The sequence below is a fragment of the Citreicoccus inhibens genome (assembly GCF_019039035.1).
Taxonomy (GTDB): domain Bacteria; phylum Myxococcota; class Myxococcia; order Myxococcales; family Myxococcaceae; genus Citreicoccus; species Citreicoccus inhibens.
Window position 1 is genome coordinate 111994 of the sequence record NZ_JAHNZT010000021.1, and the last position, 25531, is coordinate 137524.

Genomic DNA, 25531 nt, shown 5'->3' on the forward strand with positions numbered 1-25531 from the left:
CGACATTTCCCCAGCGGGGGTCCATCGGTAGAACCGAGGTGCCTCTCGGGTTCCTGTCGCAAGCCATCCATTGGCGGGGACGGGATTGCCGCGCGAGTCCTTGAGGAGGCGCCCTTGAGGGGTGGTGGCATAGGTCACTGCAACCCATGCTCCTTCGCTGGACTTCACCAGCGGCCAGACAAGCAGGTCCTGCCCGCTGACCTGAGTGGCGCACGGATGATTATGCGCGAAGCCAATGATTGGCAGGTCGCGGCCATGATCTGCATCGTCGACCCCGCCAAAGGGAGGGGCACAGGCGCTCGCGAAATTGATGGCATTTCGGATTGGCCAGGATACGCGCCAATCGTCAGGTGTCCGGTAGATTGCGACGCAATATTCGGCAGCGTCACTGCGGGGGCGTTGGGTATTCTGGTCACACGAATCCGATGCGCCGGGCAGCTCCATCAATGCTCGGAGCGAGGGCAGTACCAAATCATCCGGGACGTTGGGGCCGTCCGTCGTGACGGTGGGCACCTCAGGCCAAGGACCCGGAACGATGGTCAGGGCCTCCTGGTCTTCCTGCCATTGCAGCTCAGCGTTGAGGTAGTAGCGCCGGGCTCCCGTGCAGGCCACGGAGACCAGCACGAAGACAGAGAGCACCAGCGCCCCTGTCTTCGCGGGGGGAAGCGCCCTGCGGGCCACGCTGATTGCCTGGAGCGGGAATTCTGAACTTCCTGAATTCACGGCAATGACAGTAGCAGGCGAAGCCCTTGCGCGACAATTCCCCACGGAGTGGGGAGGTGGGGGCGCCCTGCCTCAGGGCGCCACGGTGGTGACGAAGGTCGTCTTGCCTTCGCCCACCTTGAGGACGACCGCGGGCTTCACCGGGTTGCGATGGGCGTCCATGCTGAGCGTGCCCGTCACGCCGGGGAAGTCGTGCGTCGTGGCGATGGTGTCGCGCAGCGTGGCGCCCGAGGGCGGGGTCGCCTTCTTCAGGGACTCGATCGCCACGCGCGCGGCGTCGTAGCCCAGCGCCGCGATGGCGTCCGGCACGCTCCCATACGCCGCCTTGTAGTCCGCGATGAACTTCTGCGTGCGCGCGTCGGGATTGTCCGGCGAGTAGTGGCTGGAGAAGTAGCTGCCATCCACCGCGCTGCCGCCCAGCTCGAACAGCTTGTCCGAACCCCAGCCGTCTCCTCCCATCATCGGCACCGTGAGGCCCAGCTCTCGCACCTGCCGCGCGATGATGCCCGCGTCGCTGTAGTAGCCCGGAATGTAGAGGCCCTCGGGCTTCATCTTCTTGATGGCGGTGAGCTGCGCGCGGAAGTCCGTGTCTCCCTTTGAATAGCTCTCATCCGCCACCACCTTGCCCCCCAGCTCCGTGAACGTGCGCACGAACGTGTCCGCCAATCCCAGACTGTAGGCATTCTTGTTGTCGCGCAGCACCGCCACCGTGTTCAGCTTCAGGTTCTCACGCGCGAACTTCGCCATCACCCAGCCCTGGAACGGGTCGATGAAGCAGACACGGAAGATGAAGTCTCCCTTCTGCGTCACCGATGGATTCGTCGCGCTCGGCGTGATGACGGGCACGCCCGCCGCCTGCGCCTTCTCCGCCACCGCCAGCGTCGCGGACGAGCCCACGTCCCCGAGGATGAGCACCACCTGGTCCTGTGTGAGCAGCCGCGTCGCGGACTGCGCGGCCTCCTCCGGCTTCCCCTGCGTGTCGTAGACGCGCGCGTCCAGCTTCTTGCCGTGGACCCCGCCCGCCGCGTTCGCCTCCTGGAGCGCCAGCATGATGCCGTTGCGCGCCGAGATGCCGTACGTGGCCTCGCCGCCCGTGAGGCTCGCCAGCACGCCGATGCGCAGCGTGTCCGCGGGCGCGGGCGTGGCCGCCTGGGTGCCCGGCGAGCCTGTCGGCGCGGGCGCGGCGTTGGTCGAGGAGGACTTCTTCTCGCAGGCGCTCATCCCGAGGGCGAGCGTGGCGAGAAGCAACGGAAGGACACGGCGCATGGACTCTGTCTCCAGGAACACGAGGCGGTAGTGCCCCATCCGTGATGCGCCGTTCGGAGTCAAGCGGAACGGCCGCCGCACGCCCCCGTTCCGTCTGGAAATGCGCGTGTGACGGACATGCGCGGGTCACTGCCGCAGCTGCGTGTCGCCTCCGGATGGATGGCCGCGCTTTCGCTCTCCGGAGGAGCCCGGGGACCCCATGGTCAGGGACGGCGAGGAGGCGGGCACGAGCGCGCGCGGCGCGCGTCCTTCCTGGGCCAACGTGTGCATCAACTGGATGAAGAGGGCCTTGTAGAGCGCGCAGGACTCGGGGCCGAATCCCTGCCGCAGCAGGGCCAACAGCCGGTCGCGGACGGTCGAATGGATGCCCTGGATGCCCACGTCGGAGAGGACTCTCGCGCTGCCTTCATGTTGTCCCGTGTTGTAGAGCGGGAAGAGTCCGCCTTGCCACGCGGTGCGATGGCCGAACACGTCGTCGAAGTCCATCAGCCCGTCTTCAATCAGCTCCAGCATGTCGAGCGACGAGCCGTAGAGGACCGTTGCATAGAAGGGCTCCACGACCAGGAGCAGCCCCACCAGACACGAGAGGAAGCTGTTGGCGGTGAAGGTCTCGACACCGCTGTTGCCATGCTGGCTGTAGAGCAGTGCCGAGATCCGCGGGTTCGGCTTGGGCGGGAAGTGGTTCGGCAGGAAGTGGGCGGGGTGATGCACGAGCTCGAGCATGCGACTGGCGATGCCCTGGGCCCCCCCGAGGTGATGCGCGAGCTGATTCATGACGCTCACGATGCATCCATATGACGGGTCGTAGTTGCGGCGGCACACGAGGTGGATTCGCGTCGTGCCTTCTTGGATTTGAACAATCGTGTGGGTGCAACCCGCGACCTGAAGCTGGCCCTGGTGCTCCGCCTTTTTCTCTTTCCCAATCATCTTGTTGATGGTGTTGAGCGCCAGGCAGTTGAGCCAGTCTCCCTCCACGTTGATGACCAGGGTGTCTCGAAAACGCTGGTCCCGGGGCGGTTGTCTGAGGAACTCGGCGTGGATGAGCTTGTTGAGCAGGTTTTGGATTCCCGCGTCTCGACTGCACAGGAGATCCAAGAGGTGCTCCAGGAGCCCGTTCTGATTCTGGGCCGCGTGAAGGAAGTCCTGGAACAGCAAGTTCATGAGGCTCGGGTCGCGGCGCGCGCGCTTCGCACGGGACCACGCGCACAAGGTCGCGTACGGCGAGGCGTGGGGTTGTCCCGTGTAATGATTCGTCAGGAAGTCCTGCGCGAACTGGGCACACGGCGCCAGCGGGACGACGACCAAGGCCGGCGGAGTATTGGGCGCCGTCAGTGTCCGGGTCTTGGGCTTCTTGGGGGGGCGAGTCGGGAGCTGCTCCTCCTCCTGTTGCTCCGCCTGCTGCTGCACAGGGGAGCTCGGCGGGAGCACGGGAGGTGGTTGCGTGGACCTCTGGGTAGGCGCCTTGAACTTCGTGCTGACATAGCCCGTGACCGGGCGCCGGACCGACCCACGTCCCCGCGGCGTCGTTGGGGTCGTCGTCGTCGTCGTGATGGGCACGGGGAACGGAACGACGGGCACGATGGCGTTCGGCGTCGCGGGTCGGAGGCGCTCACTGCACAGGGGGCAGAACTTCGGTCGGTCGTCGTCCGGAAGCGCGCAGCGAAAGGACTCCTGACAGCTCCCACAGGTTCGCTGAGTGGGCTCCTCCTCGTAGGGGAGGTCGTAGGCGTCAACCTCCGCTTCTCCTCCGCAGGCCGGACACCAGATGCATGAGTCCAGGGAGTAGAAGGTGACGAAGCATCGCCTGCACTGGTACTTCGTCATGAATGGCTCCCTGGATGTATCCAGAGCCCGCTCCGACGGACGCGTGACTCCCGGGCAGGAGCCGCCGCTGAATAGCAATCATTGTACCAGTAAGGCGTGAGAGGCCAGGGAACACGGGCTCACTCTCACCTGGGCCTCGCGCCGGGGGAGGCGAGACGCGTGCTGCGTTCAGATGGAACGCGCGTGCGTCGTCGCGCGGTGCGCACGTCATGAAAGGGTGGTTCGCCACTTGGGGGTGGCGAACCGCTTCACGGCATGGGGCCGAGCTATGCCGCGCGGGGGCGACAGTTCACCTCGACGAGCAGGTCGCCGGGGGCCTTGAAGTACAGCATCGTGCCGCGGTTGTTGCGGATGATGTCGGAGACCTCGTGCCCATCGGCGCGGGCCTTGGCCTGGACTTCATGCACGAGCGCTTCGTCCTCGACGTAGAAGCCGATGTGGAAGCCCTCGGGGTACTTCTCCGCGGGGTTCTTGAGTCGCTGGAGGACGAGCACCAGGCCGTGGCGATCCTCCATGACCGCGACGGCTGGGGAGGAGCGGTTCGAGCACATCTCGAAGTTGAAGTAGCGCTCGAAGAACTGAACGCTGCGCTGGACGTCGGGGACCTGGAGGTCCAGGTGATTGAGCTTCACGGCGAGCCTCACGAAGGCACACGTGTGCCTTGGCAAGGTCGAGGGTTCTCACCCCAAAAGAGGGGGGAACAAGTGCTTCCACCGTGGAAGTGACCGGGGCTCACCGAACCGGTCCGCCGTTTTCCGACCGGCGCTGAACCTAAGAAGGTCACTCGCGGAATGCAACAGGTCGTTCCGCGCGTGGGGCGTCGCTCGAGGGGCTCCACGACAGCCCACCGAAGGCGCGGAACGCGGGCGTCCCATATCCACGGCCGATGCCAGGGCCTGCGCCCAGGTGCACGGCGAGCCCGTTCTCGAAGCGGTATTTCAGCGCGCCGAGCAGCTCCAAGGGACGCTCCTCGGCGCGGTTCGCTTGCAAGCCCATGCTCCCAGCGAGCGAGGCTTCCACGAGGAGCTGTCGCGCCTCACCGAGCGGAATCTCCGCGCCCAGTGCATACGTCAGCGCGTGGCCCACCTTCAGGTTGAGCAGGGACTCGGAGCGGCGGAGCACCACGCCCGCGTTGGCCATCAGGCGGATCCGTTCGTGTGCCCATTCGCCCACGAGTCGTGGCTGGAATGAGGGGCCGCTCTCTCCGAGGAAGTCCTTGCCGCCTGACGTGGGCAGCACGACGGGCGCGGACACGGCGAGGTGCAGTCCCTGTTGCGAGGACAGCAGCCTCAGCTTGGGAACAATGCGGATGTCTCCCAATCCCACACCAGACGTCCCCGAGGCCAGGCCGGGATCCGCGCTCCCGGCAGGCTGCGAGCCATGGCCCGTGATGGGAATGGCAATCCCCATCTCCACGCGCCCTCCCAGCGAGAGGGAGCCAAGGAAGTCCGCCGTGAGTTGATTCTTCACGAGCTGCGCGGAGTACTGCCCATCCATCAAGACGCTGAGCGGTTTGTCCGCGTAGTTGACGGAGACCCCGAACGAGGCGCTCAGGTGAGACGCGACCTGCGCGCTCTGGACGCCGAGCACGTCGAACGCGCCAGGGCCCGGCTTGTACTGCTGGGCATCAATGGCTTGCGATGCGCTGTCCTGGGCGCGAGAGGTCGAGCCCACGAGCACTGCGAGCACCGCGGCCATGCCCGTCAGCGAGCGGGCCTCGCCCCGCCGGCGAAGCATCCACGGGAGGAGGAGCAGCAGGAGTGCGAGTGGAGCGGCATCGCTCGGTCCCGTTGCGCCGCAGCCATGCCCCGCCACGGAGAAGAGATGTGTTCCCTCTTCGCCATCGCCGCTGCCGCCCGGATTGCCCGAGCCATCACCCCCGTTGCCCGAGCCGCCGTCGGTGTTGCCCCCGTTGCCGGAGCCGCCGTCGGTGTTGCCTCCGTTGCCGGAGCCGCCGTCGGTGTTGCCCCCGTTGCCGGAGCCGCCGTCGGTGTTGCCTCCGTTGCCGGAGCCGCCGTCGGTGTTGCCTCCGTTGCCGGAGCCGCCGTCGGTGTTGCCCCCGTTGCCGGAGCCGCCGTCAGCGTCTCCGCCGTTCCCCGTGCCGCCATCCGGGGTGCTGCCGTCGGTGTTGCCCCCGTTGCCGGAGCCGCCGTCAGCGTCTCCGCCGTTCCCCGTGCCGCCATCCGGGTTGCCGCCGTTGCCCGAACCCCCGTCCGTGTCGCCACCGTTCCCCGTGCCACCGTCGGCATCTCCGCCGTTGCCGGAGCCTCCACCGACGGTCCAGGCGTAGCGCGCAGGGGTCGGATCGACGTTCCCGGCGGCGTCGATGGCGCTCACCGCGAGCGTGTGCGCACCGTCCGCGAGGCCCGAGATGAATGACGGGTTCGAGCAAGGGACATACGCCTGTCCATCCACACTGCACACGTAGGTGACGCTGGGCTCCGAGGCGCTGAAGTCAAACACTGCCTGGGCCGTCGCCCCCGTGAGCGGCGGGCCCGCGTCGATGAACGTATCGGGCGCCACCGTGTCCACCTCGAAGGGCACCGTCACCGGCGTGCTCGTGTGGCCCACCGTGTCGGTGCTGGTCGCGGTCGCCGTGTGGCTGCCATCTGGAATCGGCTCGGGCGGGATGAACGTCCAGTGCCCCTGCTCATCCACGGGGATGGGCCCGTGCGCGATGCCGTCGATCTCCAGCGTCACGGTGCTGCCGGGGTCCGCCGTCCCCTCGAACGAGGTGTTCGCGGAGGGCGTGACGGTCAGCGTGACGGAGGGCGCGGTGGCGTCCGTGGCGAACCCGAAGCCCGTCGCCGGGCTCACATTGCCCGCCGCGTCCTGCGCCGTCGCGCTCCCCGTGTGCGGTCCATCCATCAGCGGCGCCGAGGCCGTGCACGACCACGCCCCGGAGGCGCTCGCCACGGCGGTGCACACGTGTGTGCCATCCACCACGACAGACACCGTGCTCCCCGGCTCGGCGGTGCCCGCGAACGTCGGCGTGTCACCGCCCAGGAGCGCGCCCTCCGTGGGCTGCGTCACCCCTGGCGCGGGCGGCAGCGTCAGCACCACGCGCGTGGGGTTCGCACCCTGGCCCTCACCCGGCGCGGAGCCCACGGTCTTCGCCACCGCGCCGAGCAGGCCCTGGCTGGTGACGAACGCCTGGTTGTCCACGGCCCCCGTCACGCCCGGCCGAACGACCACGCGGAAGGACACGGTCGCGCCCTCCCCGGGCGCGAGCATCCCCCCCTGCGTCCCCGTCGCGCCGCTCCCGAGTCGGAAGACGAGCCGGTGCTGCCCCGCGTCGTACTCCGCTGAGTCATCCCCGGCGATGTCTGTCTTCACGCCCGCATTCGCGCCCGCGACGACCTGTAGCGAGCCCGGCACCAGCGCGACCTGCGGCGACAGCGGATCCACCAGCACCACCGAGACGCCCGTGTCCGTCCCCGTGTTGCGCGTCGTCAGGGTGTACTCGAGCACGTCGCCCGCGCGCGTACCGCCGTCCGGATGCGTGGCGAGCGTCCGCACCGACTTCACGGTGTGGTTGAAGTCCGGCTCCTGCGTGGAGATGGACGTGACGAACGCGCCCAACCAGTAGCCATCTCCCGTGGACGTCGCAGACACCGACGCGGACGTCTGCCCGCCCGACACGCGCGACGTCACGTCCACCACGCCCAGGTCCAACCCGGACATGCTCCCCGCCGTCCCCGTCAGCCGAGGCAGGTCCCCGGCGTTGCTCACCGGCTGCCCCAAGTGCGAGCGCGAGCCATTGAAGAAGTTTCCCTGGGGCCGCGCCGCGTCCGAGAGCGCCACGCCATTGAAGACGAGCTGGTCCCCGGTGATGGTGTTGTCACCCTCGTACGCAATGACACCCAGCTTCGCGCTGAAGCCCGACTGGGGAACCAGGAAGCCCGACAGCGCCGTGTCCGTGCGCGACCCCGCGGCCACCTTGTCCAATCCGTCGAACAGGGTGAGGTTGCGCAGCGGCTCGCTGTCCAGCCGGTAGAAGACGATGAGCGACCAGCCCGTGAACGGATTCGCGTCATTGATGTTGCGCAGGTCGACCGCGTCCACCCCCGTCACGCCATAGATGCCCGGCCCCTGGGCCTGCAGGATGGCCGTCACGTCCGCCGAGGATTGATAGGCATACACGCCCTCCGCCGAGTGCACCTGCTCCGCATCCGACGACACCGCCTGCGTGAAGCCTCCCGGCCGTCGAAACGTGACCTGCGTGTCCGGAGACAAGGGCCCCGCCATGGCGGGGACGGAGCGGGTGGCGCCCCAGTACAGCCGCGCATAGGTGACGAGCGCCCCCGCGGGCAGGGTGAGCATCGCCTGGCTGCTGCTCGCCGAGGGCGCCACTTGGAGGTCCGCGCGCGCGCTGCCCCCCTCCAGCGTCCAGAACACGTCCGGCGCGGTGTCCGCGGTGGCCGTGCCGCAGGCGCCCACCGTCCCCACCACCGGCGCGGGGGTGCCCGCCGCGCACTCCTGCGCGAGCGTGTTTCCAATCAACACGAAGTCGCCATGCTGGTCCTCCTGATGGCGCAGCCCCGGCGCGGCACGTGACGCCACCGGGAGCAGGAAAACCAGCAAGGCCGCGAGCGAGAACGCCCGCGAGCGCGGAGCACGACACAAGGGGACGAGAGGGGGCGTTTGCACGCCGCTTCACAGAGCAACGGCAGGGCCACGACCGCGGCACTCCCGCGGGCTCAACAATTTCAAACACGTGGCGTCAGCCCTCCGCGCGACGATTCCGAGGGCTGGATCCAGCTTCTAGAATCCAGACACGTTGCGCCTGAATGTTTCACCCGAACTCCGCTGTGTTGCAGGCTATCCAGGAGGTCCGCCGCACCGCGTGGCGCGGAATTGCAAGTGATGTTTGTGTTTCAGGGCTATCCGAGTTCCGGTCCGGCGGCGGCACCGGGTGTCCGACATGGTCCTCGCATGTGCGCCTCCCCAGAACGTTCAAGACTTCAAGCTGTCCAGCAGTTAAGCCTGCTGCTCAGGAGGTTCAGATGGCACACACGCATCGTTACGAAGTCGAGTGTCGGTGGGAGGGCTCCACCGGTGTGGGTTACGAGTCGTATGACCGCTCACACGTGGCGCGGGCCATTCCAGCGGCGGCGTCCCTGGAGCTCAGCTCGGACCCGACGTTCCGAGGCAACCCCGCGCGCACCAACCCCGAGCAACTCCTGGTGCTGGCCGCGTCGTCCTGTCAGCTCCTGTCCTTCCTCGCCATCGCCGCCCGGGCGCGCTTCAACGTGGTCCGCTACGAAGACCGCGCGGAGGCGGTGATGCCCGAGGACGACAAGCCCATCCGAATCACCTCCATCGTCCTGCGCCCCCGCATCTACCTGGCCAAGGGCCCCAGCGAGGAGCGGGTGCGCGCGCTCATCGAGCAAGCCCACCGCGAGTGTTACATCGCCAACAGCGTGCGCACCGACATCCGCGTCGAGCCCGAGCTCCACTTCGTCGACTAGCGGTCGATTGCGGCTCGGATTGAACGAAACGTCCATGTTGGTTTTTATGTCAAACCAACTCGTGCAATTCGAGCAATGTCTTTGTATTGGGAAGCCCGCAGTCGTGCACGGGAGTGCGCGGTTGTCTGTTGAGCACCTGATGAGGAAACGCGTTTCTCCGACCTGGCACGGCGGATGAACAGGGAGGGCACGGCCTTTCTCACTGAGGGAGGCTTTACTCTCTGGAGGAACGACGAAAATGCAGCAGCCATGGAAGGCCGCGCTCACGGCGGCAGCGGTGGTGGTGGGGGGTGGAGCGGCACAGGCACATGACTTCGTTGTGTTGAAGCTGGTGAATGGACACCAGACCATCGATGTCACCTCCTATCCAACGACACTCGACTTCACGACGGTCGCCCTCAACGCTCACCCCACGCTCCCCTCGGAGCTGTTGACCGCCACGGATCCGCTGCTGGAGCCGTTTGGTTGGACCTTCACGCCGACCCTGCCTCAGTCCGTCCCGGTGGGCGGCAACCTCATCAGCTATTACAAGTACGTCATCAACAGCCCGGCGGACTGCGTCACCCTGGGCAACGCGGATGATGACCCGACGACGCCGGGCTCTCCGGACCCCTCGTTCACCAACACCTTCGCGGTCACCTGGGACAGCGGTACCGCGCAGAGCTCGGTGAAGGTGACGTGCAAGGCGTCCAACGCGCTCCCCTGCGACAACACGCTGTACTTCTCCGCGAGCGGTCTGGGCCTGCCCAACACCACGCTCAACAAGATGGACACGACGACGGCCGCGCTGACTCCGTTCTCCACGGCGTCTGCCTTCTACGCCGCCACGGCGTTCAACCACCTGGATGGCTACGTCTATGCCATCGACAACACGCTGCCGCTGAAGAACCTCATCAAGATTGGCGCGGACGGCGTGGCCACCGCGGTGGCGCCGCTCCCCGAGCTGGGCCTCAACACGTTCCCCGCGGGCACCGTGCTCGCGGATGGCACGTACCTCGTCTACAGCGGCCCGGGCTTCGGCGTCCTGCCTGAGTACGCGCGCATCAACCTGACCACGAACTCCGTCACGTTCGCGGGCCCCACGCTGACGGTGGCCGAGGTGCTCGACTTCGCCACGAACCCGACCGACAGCAAGGTGTATGGCTACAACCACGTGACGCACCGGCTCACCACGTTCGATCCGGCCACGGGTGCCACCACCGACTTCGGTCCCGTGGGCCCGAACGACGCGCTCACCGGCCTGCCGGCGCTCTACTTCGTCGCGCCCGCCGCCGCCTTCGACTCCGCCGGCAACTTCTACATCTACGGCAGTGACCTGACGGGCCTCATCCACCCGGTGAACACGCTCTACAAGGTGGACATCGCCACGGGTGCCTTCACGGTGGTCGCCGTCGGTGACGTGAGCCTCAACGGCAACGAGAACTTCGCCATGTGCGCGTTCCCGCCGACCGTGGGCGGTGGCCAGCCGTCCATCACCCGCAACGAGGGCTACTTCAAGACGCATGAGCAGGCGGTGGCCGCGTGCCTCGCGAAGGGTGGCGACATCGACCTGGGCAAGCTCGGCGTCATCGGGAGCAAGGAAGAGGCCCTGGGCGTGCTGTGGATGAACCCGGCCACCACGGCGGATCGCCGTCAGCGCTCCGACGAGGACGCCATGCGCGTGAAGCTGGGTCGTCAGACGCTCACCGCCATGTGCAACGCACGCCTCTTCGGCTCGCCTGCGCAGCAGAGCATCGACAGTGCCCGGTCCGCCATGGACTCCGGCTCGCCCTCGGACATGGAGACGCGCCTGAAGGAGCTGCGTGTGCTCAACGACCAGGGCTCCAAGCTGTCGCTGCCCGCGGCCTTCAACGGTGGCCCGGCGGGGGCGCGGCATGCCCTCTCCATCGCCAGTTCGCCTCGGGGCGGCAGCCGCTGAGTCCAGGACTCGGGCCTCAATCACAACCCAACGGATTCTGGAGAATACAGACATGAAGAACTGGAAGCAGTGGACGGTGGCGGTGCTGGGGAGCCTGGCCCTCGCGGGGTGCGGTGAGTCGAAGCCGCCGGTGGACACGCCGGACACCACCCCTCCTCCCACGAATGGCGGCAGCTCGCCCGTGGGCGATGACGACGCGGTGGTGCAGCTCGCCGACAACCAGTACGAGGTGCGCATCCTCGGCACCGGGGCGAAGAAGTTCCAGGGCGCGTTCGTCAACGTGGACAGCATGACGGTGACCGCGAACGGCACGCCCCTGCCGGTGGAGATGAAGTCCACCGTGATGGACCTGGCTCGCACGGACCACGCGTTCCTCGTCGGCCTCTTCACCCTGCCGCCCGGCACGGACTCCGCCCAGGTCGTCATCCGCCTGGATGAGTTCGGCGGCTTCGACAGCGCCAACGGCCCGTCCGGCGTCGCCGGCCCGTCCGGTGCGCTCGATGTCCGCACGGCGCCCATCCGCTTCGAGGTCACCCGCGCCCTGCTGACGCCTCGCCGTCACGCGGTGGTGCAGATGGACCTGAGCCGGTCCGTGGTCTCGCAGCGCGCGGGCGACACGCTCATGCTGCCGAGCACCGTGGTGGCCTACTGAAGTCCCGCTGACCTCGCTTCGTCGAGGCAAGACGCCCGGCACCTGTCTTGGTGCCGGGCGTCGTCATCTGGGCGGTTCACTGTGGGGTGCCGGGCGCACCTATCCAGGTGGCTCGAATCTTCGCCTCCTCAGCGGAATTCCGGGTTCAAGCCTGACGGCCAATGCTGTCCTGGTGGAAACTGTCTGCTCAATCGATTGAGTTCAAGACTCGGTCGTTCTTGGCGTCTGGGTTCGCGACGTAGAGTCCGCGAGACCAGCCGGGAAATGAGGGGCCATGCGGGACATTGGCATTGTGGGGGCGGGGCAGGCGGGCTTGTTGCTCGCGTTCGCCCTGAGGTCTGAAGGCTATCCAGTCACGCTCTATTCGGACCGGACGCCGGAGCAGATCTTCAACGCGCGCATCCAGGCCACGACGTACCTGTTCGGGCGGGCCTGTCAGTACGAGCGCGAACTGGGACTGAACTTCTGGGAGGGGCAGGGTGACCACTCCCAGGGCGGTGACCTGGACATCTGTGGGGCGCCGGGGACTCGGGCACTTCGGGTGTACGGGCGGGTCCGCGTGCCGGGCATGGCCGTGGACCTGCGGGTCAAGTATCCGCGCTGGCTCGGGGAGCTGGAGCGCCGCGGCGGCACGGTCGTTTATCACTCCATGGACTCGCAGGGCCTGGAGGCGCTCGCGTCACGCCACGAGCTGGTGGTGGTGACCACGGGCCGCAATTCCTTTCCAGGGCTGTTCGAGCGAGACGCGGAGCGCAGCCCGCACACGCGGCCGGCGCGCAACCTGGCGGCGATGGTCATTCGGGGCATGCGGACCTGGAACGACACGCCCTTCCCGGCCCTCAAGTTCGTCCTGGCGCCCGGGCACGGGGAGTACTTCTCCATGCCCTACCATGATCGCATCCGCGGCCCCGAGACGTGCATTCTGGTCGAGGCCATCCCTGGACAGGGATTGGACCGCTTCGGCGACGCCAGGGACGCGGCGGAGATGTTCGCGCGCATGCGCGGGGTGGTGCATGACTTCTCCCCCTGGCTGGAGTCTCGGCTGGAGGGGGCCTCCATCGTGGATGAGTCGTCGTGGTTGGTGGGGGGCTTCACCCCCATGGTGCGCAAGCCGGTGGGACGGCTCGCCTCGGGGAAGGTGGTGTTGGGCTTGGGGGACGCGGTCATCCTCAATGACCCCATCGCGGGGCAGGGGCTCAACTGCGCCTCGAAGGCCGCGCACGCCCTGTTCGAGGCCATCCGCGAGTGGGGAGACCGGCCCTTCACGGAGGGCTGGATGCAGGAGACCTCCGAGCGCTTCTGGCAGCGCGAGGGCAAATACATCACCGCCTTCACCAACCTGCTGCTGTCGCCCGCGTCGCCGCACATGCAAGGCTTCCTGGGCGCCGCGTCCGAGGTGCGCTCGCTGGGCGACCTCTTCTTCGACAACTTCGGAGAGCCGCAGCGCTTCTGGCCGTGGATCGACAGCGCCGAGCAGACCCAGGCGCTCATCGCGGAGGCCGCGCGCGCCGAAGTGAAGCAAGGCGCAGGGGGCGCGTAGCGTCGGCGCGGGCGCCTTCACCGAAGGTTCATGAAAGTTGACGGGCGCGGAGGCGCCGGTGCGCGTTCCATGCGGGCCTGGGAAGGAGCCACGCATGGCATCGGGCAAGGCCCTCTTGGGCAGCGTCCTGGGACGGTTGCTCTTTCGCAGCGCGCGCATCACCGAGGCGGAGGAGCTGTCGCCCCGGTTTCGTCAGGTGACGTGGACCGGGCCGGAGCTGCGGGGCGTGGCCTGGACGCCCGATGGGGCCGCGAGGCGAAGGTGGGGGAGGTCTGCCAGTTCCTCGGGCCGCGCTCCTCCATTGATGGGGCGGCACTCCCGCCGCGCCCACGCGCTCCACTGCGTGTTCGAGGTGTCCGACCCCGTGGCGAGCGCGAGCGTCCTCCAACGGCTCGGCGTGGAGCACGCGGACTGTGTCCCGCGCGAGGCCGGATACGGGCACCTGGACCTGCTCTCGGCGCGGCTTGGCGACGCGCTGCGGGTCTTGCCGGAGGCGGACCTCGTCCTGACGGGGCGGGCCCAGGCCCTCCAGGCCCTGCGTGCCCGGCTGCGCGCGCACGGGCTCGCTCGGCCGGGGCGGAGCAAGGCCTACGGGTCCGCGGGCAAGGTCGGCCTGGACTGACGCACGCCCTTTCAGCGCGCACGGGCCCCAGGGGGGCCGTCGTGCACCTTGCAATCCAGGGGAGGAGGGCGGTCGGCCAACCCCTGGATGTCCTTGAGGTGACACGGCTCGGCGCTTGGTACGGCGGCTGCTGAAGGGGACGGGCGGAGCGTTCATGTCCCCCTTCGACCTTCCAGCCCTTCTCTCCAGTCTCCTGTTGTCCCAGACCGAGTCCCCCTCGGCCCTCTCGCGGCTCACCGTGGAGGGCGGGGTGGACACCTACTTCAGCTACAACTTCAACCGTCCGGCGGACGCCGCGAACTTCATCCCCGGCACGGGCACCACCGCCAAGCGCCACGACGAGGCCTCCATCAACCTCGCCTCGCTGGGCGTGAGCCTCGCCCCCGAGCCGGTGGGCTTCAAGGTGCTGCTGGGCTTCGGTACGGGCATGGAGGTCCTGCATGCGGCCGAGCCTGTGGGCACGGACGTGGGCCCCGAGGTGTGGCGCCACGTGCAGCAGGCCTCGCTGTCCTTCGTCACGGGGGCGCTGACGCTGGAGGCGGGCATCTACCCCAGCCACATCGGGCTGGAGTCCTTTCAATCGCAGCTCAACTGGACCTACACGCGCTCGTGGATGGGGGAGCTGTCGCCCTATTACCAGACGGGCCTGAAGGGCACCTGGAAGTTCAATGATGCGTGGAGCGCGCAGCTCCACCTCATCAATGGCTGGCAGACCATCGGTGAGAACAACCACGGCAAGGCCGTGGGCACGCAGGTGGCATACTCGGGCGAGCGGCTCTCCGCGTCGTTCAACACGTTCCTCGGCAACGAGGGCTCCGGGGACGCGGAGGGGCTGCGCCTCTTCGGGGACCTGGTGGCCACGTACCGGGTGACGGACGCGCTCAGCGTGGCCGCCTCGGTGGACGTGGGGCGGCAGGCTCGGCCAGAGCAGGGCGCGGCGCTGTGGTACGCGGCGGGTGTGAACGCGCGGGTGAGGCTGGCCGAGGCCGTGGCCTTGGCCGCGCGCGCCGAGGTGTACCGGGACCGCGACGGCCTGCTCAGCGGCGCGGCGCAGACGCTGGCCGAGGGCACGCTCACGCTGGAGCTGAAGCCCGCCGAACATCTCACCCTCAAGCTGGAGGCGCGGCACGACCGCTCGACGGAGGATGTCTTCGCGGGGCGAGAGACCACTGTCGACGGCGCGCCCGTCTTGAGGCCCCACGAGACGCTCGTGGTGGCGGGCGCCGTCGCCTACTTCTGAAACAAACGGAGTCACGGAACATGGACCTGGTGTTGGTGCTCGTCACCGTCGGTTTCTTCGCGCTCACGTGGGCCTATACCCACGGCTGCGAGCGTCTGTGAGGCAACAGTCATGATGTTTGAATATGTCGCGGGCGCGGCGCTCGCGGTGCTGTTGGCTGGCTATCTCGTCTTCGCCCTGCTCCGTCCCGAGCACTTCTAGGCGTTCCTCATGACTCTCATTGGGTGGTTGCAGATTCTGTTGTTCTTCGCGCTCGTGCTGGCGCTGACGAAGCCGCTGGGTGGCTATCTCTTCCGGGTCTTCGAGGGAGAGCACCAGCCCCTGCCGCGCGTGTTGGGGCCGGTGGAGCGCGTGCTCCTGCGGCTGTGCGGCGCGGATGCTCGGCAGGAGCAGACGTGGACGCAGTACACCGTGGCGATGCTCGCGTTCAGCCTGCTGAGCATGCTGGGCACGTATGCCATTCAGCGGCTCCAGCACGTGCTGCCGCTCAACCCGCAGGGCCTGCCCGCGGTGGGGCCCGAGCTGGCCTTCAACACGGCCGCCAGCTTCACGGCGAACACGAATTGGCAGTCATACGCGGGCGAATCGACGATGAGCTACCTGTCCCAGATGATGGGGCTGGCGTGGCACAACTTCGTCTCCGCGGCGGTGGGCGCGGGCGTGGCGCTGGCCCTGGCGCGAGGCTTCACCCGCCGGCCCGGCCCCGCGGGACAGAAGACGCTGGGCAACTTCTGGGTGGACCTCATCCGCGCCACGCTCTACGTGCTCTTGCCCATCTGCTTCGTCTACGCGCTGTTCCTGGTGTCTCAGGGCGTGCTCCAGAACTTCGCGCCCTATCGGGAGTTGCTGACGATGGAGGGCGTGAAGCAGACGCTCGCCATGGGCCCGGTGGCCTCGCAGGAAGCCATCAAGATGCTGGGCACCAACGGTGGTGGCTTCTTCAACGCCAACAGCGCGCACCCGTTCGAGAACCCCACGCCGCTCACCAACCTGGCGGAGATGCTCTCCATCTTCGCGCTCCCCGCGGCGCTCACGTACACGTACGGGAAGATGGCGGGGGACACGCGGCAGGGCTGGGCCCTGTTCGCGGCCATGTCCATCCTCTTCTTCGCGGGTGTGGCGGCTGCTTACGCCGCCGAGTCCCAGGCCAACCCCGCGCTGGTCGCGTCCGGCGCGGCGCAGGACGGAAACCTGGAGGGCAAGGAGCTGCGCTTCGGCGTGTGCGGCTCGGCGCTGTTCGCCACGGTCACCACGGACGCCTCGTGCGGCGCGGTGAACGCGATGCACGACAGCTTCACGGCGCTGGGCGGGCTGGTGCCCCTGGTGAACATGCAGCTGGGCGAGGTCATCTTCGGCGGCGTGGGCGCGGGCCTCTACGGCATCCTCATCATGGTGGTGCTCGCGGTCTTCATCGCGGGGCTCATGGTGGGACGCACGCCCGAGTACCTGGGGAAGAAGATTGAAGCGAAGGAGATGAAGCTCGCCATGCTGTACGTGCTCATCTTCCCGCTGGTCATCCTGGGCTTGAGCGCGGTGGCGGCGGTGATTCCGCAGGGCCTTTCGTCGCTCAACAACGCGGGCCCGCATGGCCTGTCTGAGATTCTGTATGCCTTCACCAGCGGCACGGCCAACAACGGCAGCGCCTTCGCGGGCCTCAACGCCAACACGCCCTTCTGGAACATCTCCCTGGGGCTGGCGATGCTCGCGGGTCGCTTCCTGATGATGGTGCCGGCGCTGGCCATCGCGGGCTCCATGGTGGGCAAGAAGGTCGTGGCCGCGGGCCCCGGCACCTTCCCCACCAACGGCACCTTGTTCACGGGGTTGCTCGTGAGCGTCGTCCTCATCGTGGGCGCGCTGACGTTCTTCCCTGCTCTCTCCCTCGGTCCCATCGTCGAGCACTTCCTCGGCGCGGCCGGAAAGGCTTTCTGACCATGAGCTCCGCCTCTTCGAAGCCGGCGTCGCTCTTTGATGCGTCGCTGCTCAAACCCGCGCTGCTCGACAGCCTCAAGAAGCTCCACCCGAAGGACGTGGCGCGCAACCCCGTCATGTTCGTCGTGTGGGCGGGCAGCCTCCTCACCACCGTGCTGGTGGTGAAGGACCTCATCGCGCCCCGGCCGGATGGCGCGCCGCTGTGGTTCACGGTGTCGGTGATGCTGTGGCTGTGGTTCACCGTCTTGTTCGCCAACTTCGCCGAGGCCGTGGCGGAGGGGCGCGGCAAGGCCCAGGCAAGCAGCCTGCGCAAGATGCGCAAGGACACGCTGGCGCGCCGACTGGTGGACGGCCGCGAGGAGCGCGTGCCGGCTCCGTCGCTGCGCAAGGGCGACCTCGTGGTGTGCGAAGTGGGGGACCTGATTCCGGGCGACGGCGAGGTGGTGGAGGGCATCGCCAGCGTGGACGAGTCCGCCATCACCGGCGAGTCCGCGCCGGTCATCCGCGAGTCCGGTGGAGACCGCTCGGCGGTGACGGGCGGCACCAAGGTGTTGTCCGACCGCATCGTCGTGCGCATCAGCGTCAACCCGGGCGAGTCCTTCCTCGACCGCATGATTGGGCTGGTGGAGGGCGCGGCGCGGCAGAAGACGCCGAATGAGATCGCGCTCCACATCCTGCTGGTGGGCCTGACGATTGTGTTCCTGCTGGCGTGCGTGACGCTGGTGCCCATGGCGCTCTACTCGGGCGTGCCGCTGTCGGGCACGGCGGTGGTGGCGCTGTTGGTGTGCCTCATCCCGACGACGATTGGCGGCCTGCTGAGCGCGATTGGCATCGCGGGCATGGACCGGCTCCTGCGCAAGAACGTGCTGGCCATGAGCGGCCGCGCGGTGGAGGCGGCGGGCGACGTGGACACGCTGCTGCTCGACAAGACGGGCACCATCACCCTGGGCAACCGCATGGCCACCGAGCTGCTGCCGTTGCCGGGCGTGCGCCGCGAGGAGCTGGCCGAGGCCTCGCAGCTCGCGAGCCTGGCGGACGAGACGCCCGAGGGCCGCTCCATCGTCACGTTGGTGAAGGACACGTACAAGATGCGCCCGCGCGAGCTTCAGGCGCATCAGGCCACGTTCGTGCCGTTCACGGCGCAGACGCGCATGAGCGGCTGTGACCTGAATGACCCGCAGCCGCGCAGCATCCGCAAGGGCGCGGTGGATGCCATCGTGAAGCACGTGCAATCGCAGGGTGGACCGGTGCCGCCCGAGCTGGCGCAGGCGGCGGGTCGCATCGGTGACGCGGGCGGTACGCCGCTGGCGGTGTCGGATGGCTCGCGGGTGCTGGGCATCGTGCACCTGAAGGACGTGGTGAAGGGCGGCATCAAGGAGCGCTTCGACCGCTTCCGCGCCATGGGCATCCGCACGGTGATGATTACCGGTGACAACCCGCGCACCGCGGCGGCCATCGCCAAGGAGGCCGGGGTGGATGACTTCCTGGCCGAGGCGACGCCCGAGGCGAAGCTCGCGCTCATCCGCACCGAGCAGGGCAAGGGCAAGCTGGTGGCGATGACGGGTGACGGCACCAACGACGCGCCCGCGCTGGCTCAAGCGGACGTGGGCGTGGCGATGAACACCGGCACGCAGGCGGCGAAGGAGGCGGGGAACATGGTGGACCTCGACTCCAACCCCACCAAGCTGCTCGAGGTGGTGGAGGTGGGCAAGCAGCTCCTGATGACGCGCGGCACGTTGACGACGTTCTCCATCGCCAACGACGTGGCGAAGTACTTCGCCATCCTGCCGGCGCTGTTCATGGGCGTGTTCCCGCAGATTGCGCCGCTCAATGTCATGCGGCTCAGTTCTCCGCTGAGCGCCATCCTGTCTGCGGTCATCTTCAACGCGCTCATCATCATCGCGCTCATCCCGCTGGCGCTCCGAGGCGTGAAGTACCGCCCGCTGGGCGCGGCGGCGCTGCTGCGGCGCAGCCTGCTGTTGTACGGGGTGGGTGGCGTCATCGTCCCGTTCGTGGGCATCAAGGTCATCGACGTGCTGCTCACCGCCGTGGGCATGGTCTGAAAGGCGTTGAACGTCATGGTTTCCACTCTGGTCATCGCCCTGCGCGCGTGTGTCGTCACGCTGGTGCTCACGGGCGTGCTGTATCCCCTGGCCGTCACGGGGGTGGCGCAGGTGTTGTTTCCGCATGAGGCCCAGGGCTCGTTGGTCGTGGACGAGCGCGGGCGCGAGGTGGGCAGCGCGCTCATCGCGCAAGGCTTCACGCGAGGGGCGTACTTCCAGCCGCGTCCCTCGGCGGCGGGCAATGGGTATGACGCCACGGCGTCCTCGGGCAGCAACCTGGGGCCTACGTCCCAGAAGCTGCGAGACCGCGCCGTCGCGGACGCCGAGCGCCTGCGCAAGGAGAACCCGGACGCCCCGGGGCCCGTGCCGGCGGAGTTGGTGACGGCGTCGGGCTCGGGGTTGGATCCGCACCTGTCGCCCGAGGCGGCGCGGTGGCAGGTGCCGCGCGTGGCGCACGCGCGAGGCGTGGACCCGGCGCGCGTGCTGGCGGTGGTGGAGGCGAACGTCGAGGGGCGCACCCTGGGCGTGCTGGGTGAGCCTCGGGTGAACGCGTTGCTCCTCAACCTGGCCCTGGACCGGCAGTTCGGCCGGGCCGTGGAGCCGGTGCATCCCACGGGCGCCGCGGCGGCGCCTGTGGGAGCGTCGTCCGCGGCGGGGCTGGAGCAGCCGTAGCGCGAGCGGGCGGCGTGCTGGCAAATAGGGAGGCGCGGGGGCCGGGTACGGCCCTCGCGCCACACAAAGGACACTCGGGTGACGACACGGCGCACGCGCGCGGAAGACTTCCTGGAGCTGGTGGAGCGCGGCCGGAGGGGCAGGCTGAAGCTCTACATTGGCTTCGCGGCGGGCGTGGGCAAGACGTATCGGATGCTCGAGGAGGCACACGCCCTGCGCAAACGCGGGGTGGATGTGGTGCTCGGCTTCGTGGAGACGCACGGCCGCGCGGAGACCGAGGCGCTCGTGCAAGGCCTGGAGTCGGTGCCGCGCAAGCCCTACACCTACCGAGACGTCACCGTGGAGGAGATGGACCTGGACGCGGTGCTGGCGCGCAAGCCGCAGGTCGCCGTGGTGGACGAGCTGGCCCACACCAACCTCCCGGTGTGTCGTCACCGCAAACGCTATCAAGACGTGCAGGAGCTGCTGGACGCGGGCATCAATGTCATTGGTGCCTTCAATGTGCAGCACCTGGAGAGCTTGAACGACCTCGTCGAGCGGACCACGGGCGTCACCGTGCGCGAGACGATCCCGGACAGCTTCCTGAAGAGCGCGGACCAGGTGGTGAACCTGGACCTCGCGGTGGAGGACCTGCACGAGCGCCTGAAGGCAGGGAAGATCTACGCGGCGGACAAGGTGCCGCGCGCGCTGGAGAGCTTCTTCAAGGGAGAGAACCTGTCCACGCTGCGCGAGCTAGCGCTGCGCGAAGTGGCCGAGAGTCTGGACCGGGCCACGGGGCAGCACGCGAAGGGCGGCGAGGAAGCACAGCAGAAGGGCGGCGGCTCATGGGGCCGGGTGCTGGTGGCGCTGTCGAGCTACCCGCCGCGCGCGGCGACCCTGCTCCGCCGCGGCTCCCGCATGGCGGGGCGATTGAACACGGATTGGTTCGTCGTCTACGTGGAGACGCCGCGCGAGGCGCCGCACCTCATCGACGCGGAGGCCCAGCGTCACCTGTTGGCGAACATCGACAAGGCGAAGGAGCTGGGCGCGGAGGTGGTTCGCTTGCGCTCGACGCATCCCGTGGAGGCGCTGTTGGACTTCGCGCGGTCGCACGGCGTGGGGCACATCATCATCGGGCGGTCGAATCAGCCGAAGTGGAAGCAGTGGCTCGGGCTGACCGTGGACGCGCAGCTCCTGCGTGAGGGCGAGGGCTTCGACATCCACGTCGTGTCCTTCGAGTCGCTGCACGAGGAGCGCCGGTCATGACGCTGCGAGGCCGTCTGTTGTTGGCCCAGGCGCCGCTGGCCCTCGCCCTGGTGCTGCTCGGAGTCATGGCGGTCGTCACGCTCGGCAGGGTGGGACGCTCGGGACAGCAAATCCTGGAGGATAACTATCGCAGCGTGCTCGCCACGCAGCGGATGACCGAGCAATTGGAGCGAATGGACAGCGCCGCGCTGTTCATCGTCGCGGGAGACCGGGAGCGAGGCGTCGCGCAGCAGGCCGAGCAACGCCCGCGCCTGGAGTCCGAGCTGCGCGTCCAGGAGGGGAACATCACCGAGCCCGGTGAGGCGGAAGCGACGCGCCGCATGCGAACGGCGTGGGAGCGTTACCGGACGGAGTTCGACACCTTCTTGGAGGCCCCGGACGCGGCGAGGACGCACGACCTGTACTTCAAGTCATTGGCCCCGGCGTTCCAGGACGCGAAGCGCACGGCGGCGGCCATCCTGGACCTGAACCAGGACGCGATGGTGCGCAAGAGCGAGCTGCTGAGTCGGCAGAGCCAACGCGTGAACACGCTGATGGTGCTGGCGGTGGTGGCGGCGCTGGGCGTCGGCCTGTTCTTCTCCACGTCCTTGGTGCACCGCGCGGTGCGGCCCGTGATGGTGTTGTCGCAAGCGGTGCGACGGCTGGGGCAGGGGGACTACGCGGCGCGAGCCGTGGTGGACGGGCGCGACGAGATGGCGCAGCTCGGGCGAGACATCAACACCCTGGCCGAGCGGTTGGACCAGTATCGACAGAGCAGCCTGGGCGAGCTGTTGCAGGCGCAGGCGGTGTCACAGGCGGCCATCGACAGCTTGCCGGATCCGGTGGTGGTGCTCGGGGCGGAGGGGGACGTGCTGAACGTCAACCGCGCGGGCGAGGACGTCCTGCGTCTGCGATTGGAAGGGGGAGGGGACGTGCTGGGCCGAGTGGTGCCCGAGGTGCGCGAAGTCCTGGAGCGAGTGCGGGCGCACGTCGTGGGAGGACACGGGGCCTATCAGCCACGAGGCTACGAGGAGGCCGTGCGAGTCGAGGCGGCGGACGGAGCAAGGTGGCTGCTGCCACGAGGCAGCCCGGTCTACGGCGAGACCGGGGACGTGGTGGGGGCGACGTTGTTGCTCCAGGACGTGACGCGGCTGCGTCGCTTCGACGAGCTGAAGAACGACCTGGTGGCGACCGTGGCGCACGAGTTCCGGACGCCGCTGACCTCCTTGCGGATGGCCATCCACCTCGTGGCGGAGGGGGTGGTGGGGCCGGTGACGGAGAAGCAGGCGGACCTGATGTTCGCGGCGCGGGAGGACTGCGAGCGGCTCCAGGGAATTGTGGATGACTTGTTGGATCTCTCTCGCATCCAGGGCGGACAGCTCCTGCTGGATGTGAAGCTCGTGCGGACGGAGGAACTCGTCGAGTCGGCCTTGGACACGCAGCGAGGAGCCGCGTCGGAGCGAGGTGTGCATCTTCTCCGAGACGTGTCACTGGACGCGGAGACGGTCTCCGTGGACCCGGACCGGATGCAGCTCGTGTTGGGCAACCTGGTGGGCAACGCGGTGAAGCACACGCAATCCGGGGGCGAAGTGCTCGTGCGAGTGACGCCCGAGGAGCAGAACCTGCGCTTCGAGGTCCGCGACACAGGAGAAGGAATCCCCGCGGAGCAGCAGGCGAAAATCTTCGAGAAGTTCTACCGAGCCCCCGGAGCACCCGCGGGAGGCGCGGGCCTTGGACTCTCCATCGCGAAAGAGATTGTGCAGGCGCACGGAGGAACCATTGGAGTCGTGAGTGAACCCGGCCAAGGAAGTACCTTCTGGTTCACCATCCCGAAGCAGGCATGACGCAGGGGGGCGAGGTCCCCGAGGAGGATGTCTCGCGCGTCTTTGCTCTTCTCGTGGCTCGTCACATAGGCTGACGCGAATCACCCAGGGGGGAGCAATGCTGCGAGCAGGTTGGCCGTGGATGCTGCTGGTGTGCGTCGTGCTTGGGACTTCCGCGGCTGCGGATCCAATGGATCCCGCATCCGTCGTGGAGGGCTCGATGGGGCGCTGCACGGCCCGAATCGAAGCCCACGCACGGCGCGCCGAGAAGGCTCAGCGGCACGCGAACATCCTGCTCCTCACCGGAGCCTCCCTGGCCGCGCTGGGAAGCGCGCTCGCGGGGTTTCTCTCCAAGGAGTCACTGCGGAAAGCGACGGCGGTGATTGGAGCGATTGGGGCGGTGCTCTCGGTCGCGCCCAAGGCGATGGATCAGCCCGACGACATCAAGCAGATCCACCGCAATGCATCGGCACACGCCCATGCGGCCCTGAAGATCTACTGGCAACTGGGGTTCGTGTCGGACCGCGCGACAAAGGCAGAGCTTCAGGCCTACATCATCCGGCGCTTCCTCGACTGCGAAAAGGACGACCCGCCCGAGCATGTCCCGGACGTTGGTTCTCTTCCGGGAATCGTGCTCGTGGATCCCCCCACCATCGGAAAGCTCAAGGCGATAGCCCAACCCGGAGCCCCCGCTACACCTCCAGCACTAACGAACGCGGGTCAGAAATAGCCCGCCGATCGCTGCGTTTTGTGGGCGTCTCACGCACGGTAGCCCTCACGACAGGGGCACACTACTCATTTGCCCCGACTTCGACTCATGTCGCGGCGCGCCCACTACTCTGCGGGAAGCGTTCATAGGCGCGCAGAATCGCTTTCAAGTGGATGGGATTCTCCAAGGCGAGGAGGGCATGAATGGTACAGTCCACTCCTTGTTACGATGTGAAACGCAAGTGAGTGCAAAACGTCATCACTCGCCGAGTGGGGAAACGAATCGTACGCGCGGTCGCCGCCGATAAGTGGTTGGTCCAGGCAAGACAGTGTGGAGTTTTATAGGGGCGAGGAGTGTGTCGGGGAGCTTGCGTGCGGGCAGCCCGCGCTGCGACATCCATCGCTTGCGTGCCGCGTCTTGTATCTGGCGTGAGATCTCTAAAGCGCTGTTCTGAGGTTCCTTGTTCTCCAACATGGATGCGAGCGCTCGGCTGTTGTCCATATCGGTGAGCGACAGGTCTGCAGGGATGTCAATACGCGGCTCGCGACTCAATTCGGAATAATCATTTACCATCGTTCAATATAAGAAGACTGGGAAGTCTTCGACTCCAATGCCTATGAAATGGGCTCAGCCGAGGCATCGACCTCACATGGCAGAGACAGTGATGACGGGGAGAATTCGCAGGGGCAGCGGGCATCGGCTGTACCCAGTCGCGCCAGGATGACCGCTTCGGTCGTGAATTTGCAACGATGCCCCATGCTCCGCGCTGTTCTTCCTCGCTCGGGGCTTCACCGTTCAGACTGACGATGTGTTTCTTGATTCCTGCTCTCGCCGACTCAGGGCTCGCCGGATGGTTTCGCAAACGAATAGGGACTCACAGCTCATTTTGTTAGTGAAGTACTAAGAACCTATTTCGGTAGGAGCGAGTGGAACCAGGTGATGATCCACCGCCCCACGATTTCTTGAGACACCTCTCTGGGGGATAAACGCCCCATCGTGAGGTGGATGTGAAGAAGCAGCAGAAGCAGGACAGGACGGCGGAGCGCGGTCGGTTCTCGGCGAAGAGGAAGAAGGAGGCGGTGCTCCGACTACTGAAGGGCGAGGACCTCGACGCGCTCTCTCGGGAACTGGGTGTCACGGGGGCGGTGCTGAGCGAGTGGCGGGAGAAGTTCCTGGCCGCGGGTGAGTCGGGGTTGAAGAGCCGAGAGCCGGAGGCGGCGGACGACGAGGTGCTGCGGCTGAAGGCGATGGTGGGCGAGTTGATGATGAAGAACGAGCTCTTGGAAGAGAAGGCGCAGTTGATGGAGGGCAACGCGCCGGGTTTTCCCTGGAGGAAGTCGAGAGGATGAGCGCCCAGCTCTCGCCTTCCTGCCGCAAGCCCTATGGGCTGACACGGGTGATGGCCACCTGGCGCGTACCGCGAGCCACGGTGTACCGCCACCGCGCACGTCGGCGGGCCGGGGCCCCCGGGCCATGCAAGCGGGGCCCCCGGGCCGCGCTGAAGGACGAAGCGCTGCTGGAGGCCATTGCCAGCGTGCTGGCCGACTCGCCCTTCCTGGGCGAGGGGCACCGCAAGGTATGGGCTCGGCTGCGCGCGCGGGGGACTCGCACCTCGAAGGCTCGGTGCCTGCGGCTGATGCGACAGGCGGGCCTGCTGGCACCGGGGAGGCCCCGCCGGGTGCTGGGCCCTCGCCACCACGACGGCACGATTGCCACCGACAGGCCCGACGTACCCGTCCGGATCTAGGCGTCGAGGAGTTGAGTGAGTCGGGACACCTCCATGCGTTCAAGGGGCGCGATGGAGGAGCGAATGACGAGACGAATTGGAGCCGCCGAGTGGCGGCGACTGGTGTTG

The 25531-nt window shown here is 67.6% G+C and carries 20 protein-coding genes; 15 read left to right on the forward strand and 5 right to left on the reverse strand.

What is annotated here, in order from left to right; translation table 11 throughout:
* Nucleotides 1-795: 795 nt before the first annotated feature.
* From KRR26_RS23100 to KRR26_RS36985, 4 genes are all read right to left on the reverse strand, one after another.
* The gene (locus KRR26_RS23100) at nt 796-1989 is read right to left on the reverse strand and encodes an ABC transporter substrate-binding protein (RefSeq protein ID WP_217080841.1); all 1194 of its coding nucleotides are present in this window, start codon (nt 1987-1989) and stop codon (nt 796-798) included.
* Nucleotides 1990-2115: 126 nt separating this feature from the next.
* Nucleotides 2116-3396, reverse strand: a complete 1281-nt coding sequence (locus tag KRR26_RS23105) for a hypothetical protein (protein ID WP_217080842.1) — start codon at nt 3394-3396, stop codon at nt 2116-2118.
* Nucleotides 3397-4079: 683 nt separating this feature from the next.
* Entirely contained in the window at nt 4080-4457 is a 378-nt protein-coding gene (locus KRR26_RS23110; protein ID WP_328707195.1) for a VOC family protein, read from the reverse strand.
* A 136-nt stretch (nt 4458-4593) separates the two neighbouring features.
* Complete coding sequence (locus KRR26_RS36985; RefSeq protein WP_217080843.1) at nt 4594-8463, reverse strand: Ig-like domain-containing protein; 3870 nt, start codon at nt 8461-8463, stop codon at nt 4594-4596.
* A gap of 356 nt (nt 8464-8819) precedes the next feature.
* On the opposite strand from KRR26_RS36985, the gene KRR26_RS23120 reads away from it, so the two are divergent.
* From KRR26_RS23120 to KRR26_RS23180, 13 genes are all read left to right on the forward strand, one after another.
* Nucleotides 8820-9284, forward strand: coding sequence for an OsmC family protein (locus KRR26_RS23120; RefSeq protein WP_120206717.1), 465 nt, complete (start codon nt 8820-8822; stop codon nt 9282-9284).
* A 238-nt stretch (nt 9285-9522) separates the two neighbouring features.
* Complete coding sequence (locus KRR26_RS23125; protein WP_217080844.1) at nt 9523-11202, forward strand: DUF6923 family protein; 1680 nt, start codon at nt 9523-9525, stop codon at nt 11200-11202.
* Between the two features lie 52 nt (nt 11203-11254).
* Entirely contained in the window at nt 11255-11854 is a 600-nt protein-coding gene (locus tag KRR26_RS23130) for a hypothetical protein (RefSeq protein WP_120206719.1), read from the forward strand.
* Between the two features lie 274 nt (nt 11855-12128).
* Nucleotides 12129-13394 carry a styrene monooxygenase/indole monooxygenase family protein gene (locus KRR26_RS23135; protein ID WP_217080845.1) on the forward strand — a complete coding sequence of 422 codons (1266 nt, stop codon included), beginning with the start codon at nt 12129-12131 and terminating at the stop codon, nt 13392-13394.
* A gap of 94 nt (nt 13395-13488) precedes the next feature.
* On the forward strand, nt 13489-14016 hold the full coding sequence (locus KRR26_RS23140; RefSeq protein WP_217080846.1) for a hypothetical protein: 528 nt from the start codon (nt 13489-13491) through the stop codon (nt 14014-14016).
* A 154-nt stretch (nt 14017-14170) separates the two neighbouring features.
* Nucleotides 14171-15256 carry an outer membrane beta-barrel protein gene (locus tag KRR26_RS23145; RefSeq protein WP_217080847.1) on the forward strand — a complete coding sequence of 362 codons (1086 nt, stop codon included), beginning with the start codon at nt 14171-14173 and terminating at the stop codon, nt 15254-15256.
* A gap of 111 nt (nt 15257-15367) precedes the next feature.
* Nucleotides 15368-15457, forward strand: coding sequence for a K(+)-transporting ATPase subunit F (gene kdpF / locus KRR26_RS23150; RefSeq protein WP_120206722.1), 90 nt, complete (start codon nt 15368-15370; stop codon nt 15455-15457).
* Between the two features lie 9 nt (nt 15458-15466).
* Nucleotides 15467-17185, forward strand: coding sequence for a potassium-transporting ATPase subunit KdpA (gene kdpA, locus KRR26_RS23155; RefSeq protein WP_217080848.1), 1719 nt, complete (start codon nt 15467-15469; stop codon nt 17183-17185).
* 2 nt (nt 17186-17187) lie between these two features.
* Nucleotides 17188-19248: a potassium-transporting ATPase subunit KdpB gene (gene kdpB, locus KRR26_RS23160; protein WP_120206724.1), complete on the forward strand. Its 2061-nt coding sequence runs from the start codon at nt 17188-17190 to the stop codon at nt 19246-19248.
* 15 nt (nt 19249-19263) lie between these two features.
* Nucleotides 19264-19920 carry a potassium-transporting ATPase subunit KdpC gene (gene kdpC / locus KRR26_RS23165; RefSeq protein WP_120206763.1) on the forward strand — a complete coding sequence of 219 codons (657 nt, stop codon included), beginning with the start codon at nt 19264-19266 and terminating at the stop codon, nt 19918-19920.
* 78 nt (nt 19921-19998) lie between these two features.
* The gene (locus tag KRR26_RS23170; RefSeq protein ID WP_120206725.1) at nt 19999-21165 is read left to right on the forward strand and encodes a sensor protein KdpD; all 1167 of its coding nucleotides are present in this window, start codon (nt 19999-20001) and stop codon (nt 21163-21165) included.
* Nucleotides 21162-22988: a HAMP domain-containing sensor histidine kinase gene (locus KRR26_RS23175; RefSeq protein ID WP_120206726.1), complete on the forward strand. Its 1827-nt coding sequence runs from the start codon at nt 21162-21164 to the stop codon at nt 22986-22988. The genes KRR26_RS23170 and KRR26_RS23175 overlap by 4 nt, the downstream gene beginning before the upstream one ends.
* 121 nt (nt 22989-23109) lie before the next feature.
* The gene (locus KRR26_RS23180) at nt 23110-23697 is read left to right on the forward strand and encodes a hypothetical protein (protein WP_217080849.1); all 588 of its coding nucleotides are present in this window, start codon (nt 23110-23112) and stop codon (nt 23695-23697) included.
* Nucleotides 23698-23782: 85 nt separating this feature from the next.
* On the opposite strand, the gene KRR26_RS37855 is transcribed toward KRR26_RS23180, so the two are convergent.
* Nucleotides 23783-23893, reverse strand: coding sequence for a DUF5953 family protein (locus tag KRR26_RS37855; RefSeq protein WP_407931734.1), 111 nt, complete (start codon nt 23891-23893; stop codon nt 23783-23785).
* 790 nt (nt 23894-24683) lie between these two features.
* Between KRR26_RS37855 and KRR26_RS23185 the strand changes: the two genes are divergently transcribed.
* Nucleotides 24684-25025: a transposase gene (locus KRR26_RS23185; RefSeq protein ID WP_217080850.1), complete on the forward strand. Its 342-nt coding sequence runs from the start codon at nt 24684-24686 to the stop codon at nt 25023-25025.
* Nucleotides 25022-25423, forward strand: a complete 402-nt coding sequence (locus tag KRR26_RS23190; protein WP_217080851.1) for an IS3 family transposase — start codon at nt 25022-25024, stop codon at nt 25421-25423. Before KRR26_RS23185 ends, KRR26_RS23190 begins: the two co-directional genes overlap by 4 nt.
* Nucleotides 25424-25531: the final 108 nt, after the last annotated feature.

Excerpts from the sequence above, each read along its gene's own strand:
- KRR26_RS23135 (WP_217080845.1), top strand. The coding sequence starts at position 12,129 with ATGCGGGACATTGGCATTGTGGGGGCGGGGCAGGCGGGCTTGTTGCTC.
- kdpC (WP_120206763.1), top strand. The coding sequence starts at position 19,264 with ATGGTTTCCACTCTGGTCATCGCCCTGCGCGCGTGTGTCGTCACGCTG.
- KRR26_RS23100 (WP_217080841.1), bottom strand. The coding sequence starts at position 1,989 with ATGCGCCGTGTCCTTCCGTTGCTTCTCGCCACGCTCGCCCTCGGGATG.
- KRR26_RS23145 (WP_217080847.1), top strand. The coding sequence starts at position 14,171 with ATGTCCCCCTTCGACCTTCCAGCCCTTCTCTCCAGTCTCCTGTTGTCC.
- KRR26_RS23140 (WP_217080846.1), top strand. The coding sequence starts at position 13,489 with ATGGCATCGGGCAAGGCCCTCTTGGGCAGCGTCCTGGGACGGTTGCTC.
- KRR26_RS23125 (WP_217080844.1), top strand. The coding sequence starts at position 9,523 with ATGCAGCAGCCATGGAAGGCCGCGCTCACGGCGGCAGCGGTGGTGGTG.
- KRR26_RS23130 (WP_120206719.1), top strand. The coding sequence starts at position 11,255 with ATGAAGAACTGGAAGCAGTGGACGGTGGCGGTGCTGGGGAGCCTGGCC.
- KRR26_RS23190 (WP_217080851.1), top strand. The coding sequence starts at position 25,022 with ATGAGCGCCCAGCTCTCGCCTTCCTGCCGCAAGCCCTATGGGCTGACA.
- KRR26_RS23180 (WP_217080849.1), top strand. The coding sequence starts at position 23,110 with ATGCTGCTGGTGTGCGTCGTGCTTGGGACTTCCGCGGCTGCGGATCCA.
- kdpA (WP_217080848.1), top strand. The coding sequence starts at position 15,467 with ATGACTCTCATTGGGTGGTTGCAGATTCTGTTGTTCTTCGCGCTCGTG.
- KRR26_RS23120 (WP_120206717.1), top strand. The coding sequence starts at position 8,820 with ATGGCACACACGCATCGTTACGAAGTCGAGTGTCGGTGGGAGGGCTCC.
- kdpB (WP_120206724.1), top strand. The coding sequence starts at position 17,188 with ATGAGCTCCGCCTCTTCGAAGCCGGCGTCGCTCTTTGATGCGTCGCTG.
- kdpF (WP_120206722.1), top strand. The coding sequence starts at position 15,368 with ATGATGTTTGAATATGTCGCGGGCGCGGCGCTCGCGGTGCTGTTGGCT.
- KRR26_RS23175 (WP_120206726.1), top strand. The coding sequence starts at position 21,162 with ATGACGCTGCGAGGCCGTCTGTTGTTGGCCCAGGCGCCGCTGGCCCTC.